At 70.9% G+C, this 6,795-nt stretch carries 5 protein-coding genes; 2 read left to right on the top strand and 3 right to left on the bottom strand.

Annotated features, from left to right (window positions below):
* On the bottom strand, window positions 1-1,320 hold a 1,320-nt coding region (locus tag HY703_07755), incomplete at its 3' end, for a carbohydrate binding family 9 domain-containing protein (GenBank protein MBI4545072.1).
* Between the two features lie 330 nt (window positions 1,321-1,650).
* On the opposite strand from HY703_07755, the gene HY703_07750 reads away from it, so the two are divergent.
* Together HY703_07750 and HY703_07745 are read left to right on the top strand one after the other, a co-directional pair.
* Window positions 1,651-1,947 (top strand): type II toxin-antitoxin system Phd/YefM family antitoxin, encoded by a 297-nt coding sequence (locus tag HY703_07750; protein MBI4545071.1) that lies wholly within the window; start codon window positions 1,651-1,653, stop codon window positions 1,945-1,947.
* Window positions 1,934-2,404: a type II toxin-antitoxin system VapC family toxin gene (locus HY703_07745; protein MBI4545070.1), complete on the top strand. Its 471-nt coding sequence runs from the start codon at window positions 1,934-1,936 to the stop codon at window positions 2,402-2,404. The genes HY703_07750 and HY703_07745 overlap by 14 nt, the downstream gene beginning before the upstream one ends.
* 133 nt (window positions 2,405-2,537) lie before the next feature.
* Here the strand turns inward: HY703_07745 and ppk1 are convergent, their stop codons facing one another.
* Together ppk1 and HY703_07735 are read right to left on the bottom strand one after the other, a co-directional pair.
* Window positions 2,538-5,864: a polyphosphate kinase 1 gene (gene ppk1 / locus HY703_07740; protein MBI4545069.1), complete on the bottom strand. Its 3,327-nt coding sequence runs from the start codon at window positions 5,862-5,864 to the stop codon at window positions 2,538-2,540.
* 13 nt (window positions 5,865-5,877) lie between these two features.
* A partial coding sequence (locus HY703_07735; protein ID MBI4545068.1) for a hypothetical protein occupies window positions 5,878-6,795 on the bottom strand: 918 nt, incomplete at its 5' end.

Here is a 6,795-nt window from a genome sequence, read left to right as displayed (position 1 = left end):
GTCCAGGCCAGTGCCTGTGTTCGACTCGCCGGCGCCCCGCCGGTCCGCCACCATCGCACCCAGATAGTTGCTGCCGCCCACGTCCCGCTTGATGCGCGCCACGGCGAAGTTGCTGCGCGGCTCGCCAAAGGCCTCGTCGGACACGACATTCAGGAGGCCCAGCGTCTGGCGTCCCACTCGCCCTGTCAGCCGGACGCCGCCCAGCACGGGCACCTCGCCGTCATCCGAGATGCCGATGCGCCGGGAGAAGAAAAGCAGGAATGGGGGCGGCTCGAAGGGACTGGCCAGCGAGCCGAACTCGAAGATCCCCTTGTTCTCCAGGAAGAAGTCGCGCTTCTCCGGGAAGAACAGGTCGAAACGCGTGAGGTTCACCTGCTGGTTGTCCACCTCGACCTGGGCGAAATCCGTGTTGAGGGTCAGGTCCAGCACCAGCCCCGGCCGCACCTCGTACTTAAGGTCCAGCCCCGCGTCCAGCCGGGGGTCGGTCTCGAGCCCCTGGGGTTCGACGGGCTGCTGCGAGGCGCCGGAGAGGGCAAAGGGCTTGACCTCGAGGTTCAGGCCGGTGCGCGGCAGGTCGGCCATCCCCTCCAGGTGGCCGGCGCGGCTCACCCGCGTGAAGCCCTCGTTGTCCCGAGACCAGGCGCTCCATAAGGCCTGCTCGTTCTTGCGCCGGATCATACGGAAGACATTGAACCCCCAGGGCCGCTCGCCCGCGCCCGCCGGGTAGCGCAAGGTGCGGAAGGGGATGGCGAACTCCGCGGACCAGCCCTCGGGCACGCGCCGGGCCGCGACCCGCCAGACCGCGCGCCAGTCGATGTTGAATTCGCGACCCTCGTCCGTGATCAAAGCGTCGAACTCGGCGCCGTTGGGGTTGGTGGCGAAGACCATGGCGTTGCGATGGTCGTGGAAGGCGTCCAGCAGGATGGCGACGCCGTCGTCCCCCATGAAGACCGGCTTCCCCTCGAAGTCCGTCCCCATGACCCGGTCCCGCTGCAGGATCCGGCTCACGATCTGCTCCGGCTCGCGGTCCCGCGCCAGCACGCCAAGGATCAGGAGCTCCCCGTCGTACAGCACCCGGACCTCCGTTTCCTCGCTGGCCGGCTCGCCCTGCAGCGGCTCGCGCTGCTTGAAGGCCCTGGCCGCCGCGGCGCGCCCCCAGACCGCTTCGTCCAGCACGCCGTCCAGGCGAATCGTCTCCCCGCCGCCCGCATCCAGCCGCAGCGCCCGAACCGAAGGGGGCACCGGCTGCTGCGCTGCGGCACGGCTGGCTGCGCCGCCCACCAGCAGAACACAGGCGAGCGAGGCGAAACCCCTGCACACGGAGAAGTCCCGGATGGAGTGGTGCTGGGCGCCGGCAGGGGCGCCGGCCGCCGACGTGCAAGTTAGGCGGAGGCCATACCGGCCCACAACGGGGCCCGCCCATCGCCTCCGACGCCCCGCAGGAGTTGCAACTGAAGGGCATTCGGCGATGACGACAGAGGGTTTGGGGTGGGGGTGGCCTTCCGCCCGCGGGGACCCGGCCTTCATGCGGCGCTCCGCGCCGGCCTCCGCCGAATCGGCTGGCCGCGCCTGTGCGCCTGTGCTCCCGCCTTGCCCGGCCGGGGAATGGTGACTATATTAAGTGGTCAGATAAAGCCGGAGGAATGGGGGATGAGCGAGCAAGCGTGGCGAGCCAAGGCGAAGAAGCCGTCTACTGCCCGTCGTAAGCGGCGCCAGATCCCGGCGGGAGAGTTCAAGGCAGTGTGCCTGCAGTTGATGGATCGGGTGAAGGAGACGGGTGAGGAGATCGTGATCACGAAGCGGAACCGGCCGGTGGCGAAGCTGGTGCCGATCACGGATGCGGACGTGCAGGCGTTTATCGGCCGCTCGCGCGGCGTGATCACCGGCACGCGAGAGGCGCTGCTGGCCGCGGTGGACGCGGACTGGGAAGTGGATGCTGATCTCTGAGTTGAGTGCCACAGATGTTCTGGTCTTGGACACCCACGTCTGGGTCTGGGCGAGCGGCGAGGCGGGTGGTCCAGGGCAGATGAAGGTCGCCGCTCTGCCCGTGATCGAGCAGGCGGCGCGCAGCCGACGCCTTTTCGTGTCCGCGGCGTCCGTTTGGGAGATCGCGCTGAAGGCGGGGCGCGAGCAATTGCTTATTGCCGGGGATCTGCGGACGTGGGTGCGCGATCAGCGACGCTATCCCGGCGTCCGCATCCTGTCTGTTGATTCTCGCCTGGCCGTTGACTGCACCCAGCTCCCCCTTTGGGTTCGGAAGCGCGACGGCAAGCCGCATCGCGATCCGAGCGATCGCTTTATCGTTGCCACAGCGCGACGTCTGAACGGCGTGCTTGTCACCTGCGATGCCGAGATCCTCGAGTATTCCGGGCAGGGGCATCTGAAGGCATACGACGCCTGCTAGCCGGCACGCGTCCTTGATCGAGACAAAGTCTGGACCCTCTACCTGAAAGACCCAGCGGCCGTAACGACACTCGAAGCCGACACCAAAATTCCCGGCAAAGTCCGTCTCGGTAATCGCCCGGACGAAATGGCCCTCATGCCGCGCTCGGCGCCGGCTCAGGGAGGCGATGGTTCGTGAGCCGGGTGGCAGGGTGGAGCGTCAGCGCGGGAGTCGCCCTGGCTGCGGGAGTAGCGTGAACTGCAGGAGCAGCGCTGGCGGCGTGGGCAGCGCTGTGCGGGGCCCGGGAGTAAGATCCGTCCGGCGCCAGGACCCAGGCGCCCGGCTCGGCCAGTTCGGCGGTGAGCACCGTGTCCAGGCGCTGCTGTATGGCGGGATCCGTGACCTGGACGACGACCTCGATTCGCTGGCGCAGGTTGCGCGTGCGCCAGTCCGCCGAGCCCAGGTAGTACTCGGGCCGGCCGCCATTCTCGAAGTGGAAGATGCGCCCGTGCTCGAGGAAGCGGCCCAGGCGGCTGGTCACCCGGATGCGGTCGGAGAGGCCGGGCACGCCGGGCCTGAGTGTGCAGATGCCGCGCACGAGCAGCTCGATGTCCACACCCGCCTGTGAGGCGCGGTACAGCGCGCCAATAACTTCCGGATCATCCAGCCCGTTCATCTTGGCGCGGATGCGGGCGGGCCGGCCGGTGCGGGCGTGCGCGGCCTCGCGCTCGATCCGCTCGAGCATGCGCGGCCGCAGGGTGGCCGGCGCCACGAGCAGGCGACGGTAGGCGGCGTGGTCCGCCAATCCCGTCAGCGCGTGGAACAGGTTGCTCAGGTCCTCGCCCACTGCGAGGTCTGCCGTGAACAGCCCCAGATCCGTGTACTGCGCCGCCGTCGCCGCGTTCAGGTTGCCCGTGCCGATGTAGCCGTAGCGGCGCACGCCGGCGCCCTCGCGCCGCACTACCAGCGCGACCTTGGCATGCGTCTTCAGTCCCAGACGGCCATAGACGACGCGTACGCCAGCCGCCTCCAGCGCCCGTCCCCACTCGAGGTTCCGCTCCTCGTCGCAGCGCGCCTTCACTTCCATCAACACTGTCACGTCCTTGCCGCTGCGGCTCGCCCGGGCCAGTGCATCCAGCACACGCGAGCGGTGGCCGGTGCGGTAGACCGTGAGCTTGATGGCCAGGACCGCGGAGTCCTCCGCCGCTTCGACCAGAAGCCGCTCTGCGGTGGCCTCGAACGAGTCGTGCGGGTAGCGTACCAGGACGTCTTGCTGGCGCAGGGCATCAAGGACGGAGGGAGCCGCCGCGAAAGGATCGTTGCCCACCAGGGCGGGATAGCGCAGCTCGGGGATCGGCAGGGCCGCGAGTTCGCGCAAGCGAGCCAGGTCCAGGGGCCAGTCCAGCCGGTAAACATCGCCTTCGCTCAGCGTACTGACCACGCCTGGCCGCTCGAAGCGGAACTCCTGGAGCAGCAACTGCTGCATGGGCTGGGGCATGGCCTGCTCGACCTCGAGGCGGACCACGGGCCCAAAGGGCCGCTTGCGCACCTCGTCCTCGACCGCGGCGCGCAGGTCCGTGGCGCCATCCTCATCCACGTTCAGGTCGGCGGCACGAGTGACGCGGAACGCATAAGCGTCCACCAGCTCCAGCCCCGCCCACAAGTCCCGGATATTCGCGCAAATGATCTCCTCGATGGGCACGAACCGGCGCCCGCCCGGCAAGGGTGCCAGCGCGGGGAGTGCCGCGGGAACGGTGATGATGGCGAAGTGCTCTGCGCTGCCGCCGCGCTCGCGCAGCCTTGCCGCCAGCGCCAGGCGGCGGCTGGGCACATGCGGGAAAGGCTGCGCCGGGCTGACCGCTACCACGCTGAGCAGCGGCTGGACGACGTCGTGGTAGTAGTGGGCCAGGTGCTGCCGCTCGGCGTCCGTGAGCTGCGGCCAGCGCAGCAGCGCCAGGCCGTGCGCGGCCAGTTCGGGGAGCAGCGTGCCATGCAGCAGGCGATAGGCTCGCGCGGCCAGCTCCCGGGCGCGGATCTCCAAGGCATTGGCCCGGGCGGCGAAGCGCAGCCCGCCGGAGGACGGCTCGCCCTGGCGGGCCAGCCGCGCCCTGCTTTTGGCCATGTGGAGCATGAAGAGCTCGTCCTGGTTCGAGCTGAAGATGCCCAGGAACTTCAGGCGCTCGAGCAGCGGCACGCTGGGGTCCGCGGCCAGCGCCAGAACCCTGGCGTTGAAGGCGAGCTGGCTCAGGTTGGCGTCCAGCAGGCGCCGTGGCCGGCGCGCGCCCGCTTCCCCGCGCGCGCGGCCCGCGTGCCCGGATCCGCCGCCGTTCCGCGAAAGTGGCAGCGCGGAGTCAGCCGCGATCTCGAGGGACGTCGAGTCGACGCGGCTGCGGCCAGGCTCGCGGGGGAAGCAGTACAGCGGCTCCGCCGTCCCCAGCTCCGAGCGACCGGCCACCGCCAGTGCGGCGAGCGTGCGCGCATCCGCCAGGCCACCGGCCCCCGCCAGCGCCAGCAACTCGTCCACGGGACGCCACACGACGCCCTCGCCGCCATCCAGGCTGCCCGCGGGGAAGCAGTGGGCCAGCCACACCTCGAGCGGCGGGCGGCCGGCGCCGATGGGCGCGCGGCCCAACAGCCGGATCTGCGCCTGTGCCGTGCCCACCACCTGCCGCAGCACCGCCCGGCACGCCTCCTCCCCGGTACCCGGTCCCACCGGCAGGGTGAGGCTGCCGCTCTCGGATTGTAGCGCAATGCGGCCGTTCTGATACAGCACCACGGCGACCTCGCGTGCACCGCGAATCTCGCCCCGGAGAGCGTCGACCTCGGCAGCGGCGAGGAGCGCGTGCAGGCGGGGAAGCAGGCCGGCGTGCACGGGCTCGAGCGGATGCTCGTGCTGCAGCGCCCCGGCCAGCGCCTCGAGCAGGGCACGCTCCCGCGTCAAGCCGCGCAGCGTGAGCTGGCGCAGCGCTGCCGTCAGCCTGCCCGCCCGGGCATGCACGGTTTCGTACGCCACTTCGATGGCGCCAGTCGACCACCAGTGCCGGCGGAGCCGCCGTATCCGCCGATCCACGTGCAGCTCGAGCCGCGGCACGAGGCGCAGCGGGTCGACCAGCGCGCGTACCGCCCGTGCCGGCGCGGACACGCCGGCCAGAAGCGTGGCAGCATCGCCGTCCCGTATGCGGACGCGCAGCACCCGCGGCCCTGACTCCGGGGCGGGAGAGCCGGCCGCGCCCAGTTCGACGGCCAGCTCCTGCCGCCCGTCGGCCTCTGTCCGGACCCGCACGAGCACGCCCCGGGCGGCCAGCGCGTCGTCCGCAGTGTCGAGGTAGACCTCACGGTGGAAGTGCCGGACGGGAGGCCGGCGCACGCCCGAGTCCCGCGGCTTCTCTCCCAGGTCAAGGGGCCGGGAGGCGAGCCGGTCCAGCAGCTCGGCCGAGGGCACGGCGAACGTCAGTATCCGATGCTTCGAGGAGGTTGTCATTCGCACTCGTGCTTCAGAAGAGGAAGCCGGTCCCAGCATAGAACGCTGTACCCTCAGCGCTTCCCGCGAGGGTCAGCACCAGAGTGTGCTGGGGATCCACGAACTCGAACCACATGCCGCCGCCCGCCGCTGCGTGCCAGCGGCCGGAGCGCTCGCGGTCGAGGAAGACGCGGCCCGCGTCGGCCAACGCCAGGACCCCGTAATCCACGGGGACGGCCAGGCGGAACGAGCCGGCCGGGACGCGCAGCTCGGCATTGCCCCAGACGGCTGCGTCCCCCGCCCAGCGCTGCTCGTGGAAGCCGCGCACGGTTGCTTCGCCGCCCAGGAACGCCGCCTCGTGGAACGGCGCCTCGCCCCAGACCGTGCGGGCCGCGGCGCGCAGTGCGAGTAGCGTAGGCCGCGAGGGCAGCAGGCTCGCCCAGCCGGGTGCCGCCAGGGTCGCGACCGCCTGGGCGGCGAAATCGCCGAAAGGCTGCCGCACGCTCCACAACGCAGGGTAGGCGCTCCCGCTCACCGCCGCCGCCAGCCCGGGCGCGTCGCGCCGGTCCCGACTGTCCAGGTGCAGCGCCGATCGGAATCCGAAGCTGCGGAACCAGCCGGCGCCGTAGGGACTTGCCGCCTCCAGCAGGCTGCCCGCTGGTGCATGGGTATCCACCAGCTTCAGCACGGGCCCGGCCGACAGCCGCAGGTGCTTGCCGAGCGGCCCGCTGGCCGCCGCCTCGATGAGGAGCTGGCGCTGTCGCAGCTTGTAAGCGTCCTCCGGCCGGTCCAGCACCGTCTCGTTGCCGAAGCCGTGGAAGCGCAGCGTCTCGACCTGCGAAGCCAGCACGTTGAGCGAGTGCACGCGCCGGGAGGCCGGCGGCCGGAACTCGCCCTGGTACTCGAGGCGGAATCCGGAGGCGGCGGTGGCGTAGCCGCCGCGCAGCAGCGT

This window comes from Gemmatimonadota bacterium (genome assembly GCA_016209965.1).
Classification (GTDB): Bacteria; Gemmatimonadota; Gemmatimonadetes; order Longimicrobiales; family RSA9; genus JACQVE01.
Note: the sequence above shows the minus strand (reverse complement) of the source record. Positions and strands in the feature narration are given on the sequence as shown.

Bases quoted from the DNA above. Each gene is read 5' to 3' on its own strand.
- HY703_07750 (MBI4545071.1), top strand. From the start codon at position 1,651: ATGAGCGAGCAAGCGTGGCGAGCCAAGGCGAAGAAGCCGTCTACTGCC.
- HY703_07745 (MBI4545070.1), top strand. From the start codon at position 1,934: ATGCTGATCTCTGAGTTGAGTGCCACAGATGTTCTGGTCTTGGACACC.
- ppk1 (MBI4545069.1), bottom strand. From the start codon at position 5,864: ATGACAACCTCCTCGAAGCATCGGATACTGACGTTCGCCGTGCCCTCG.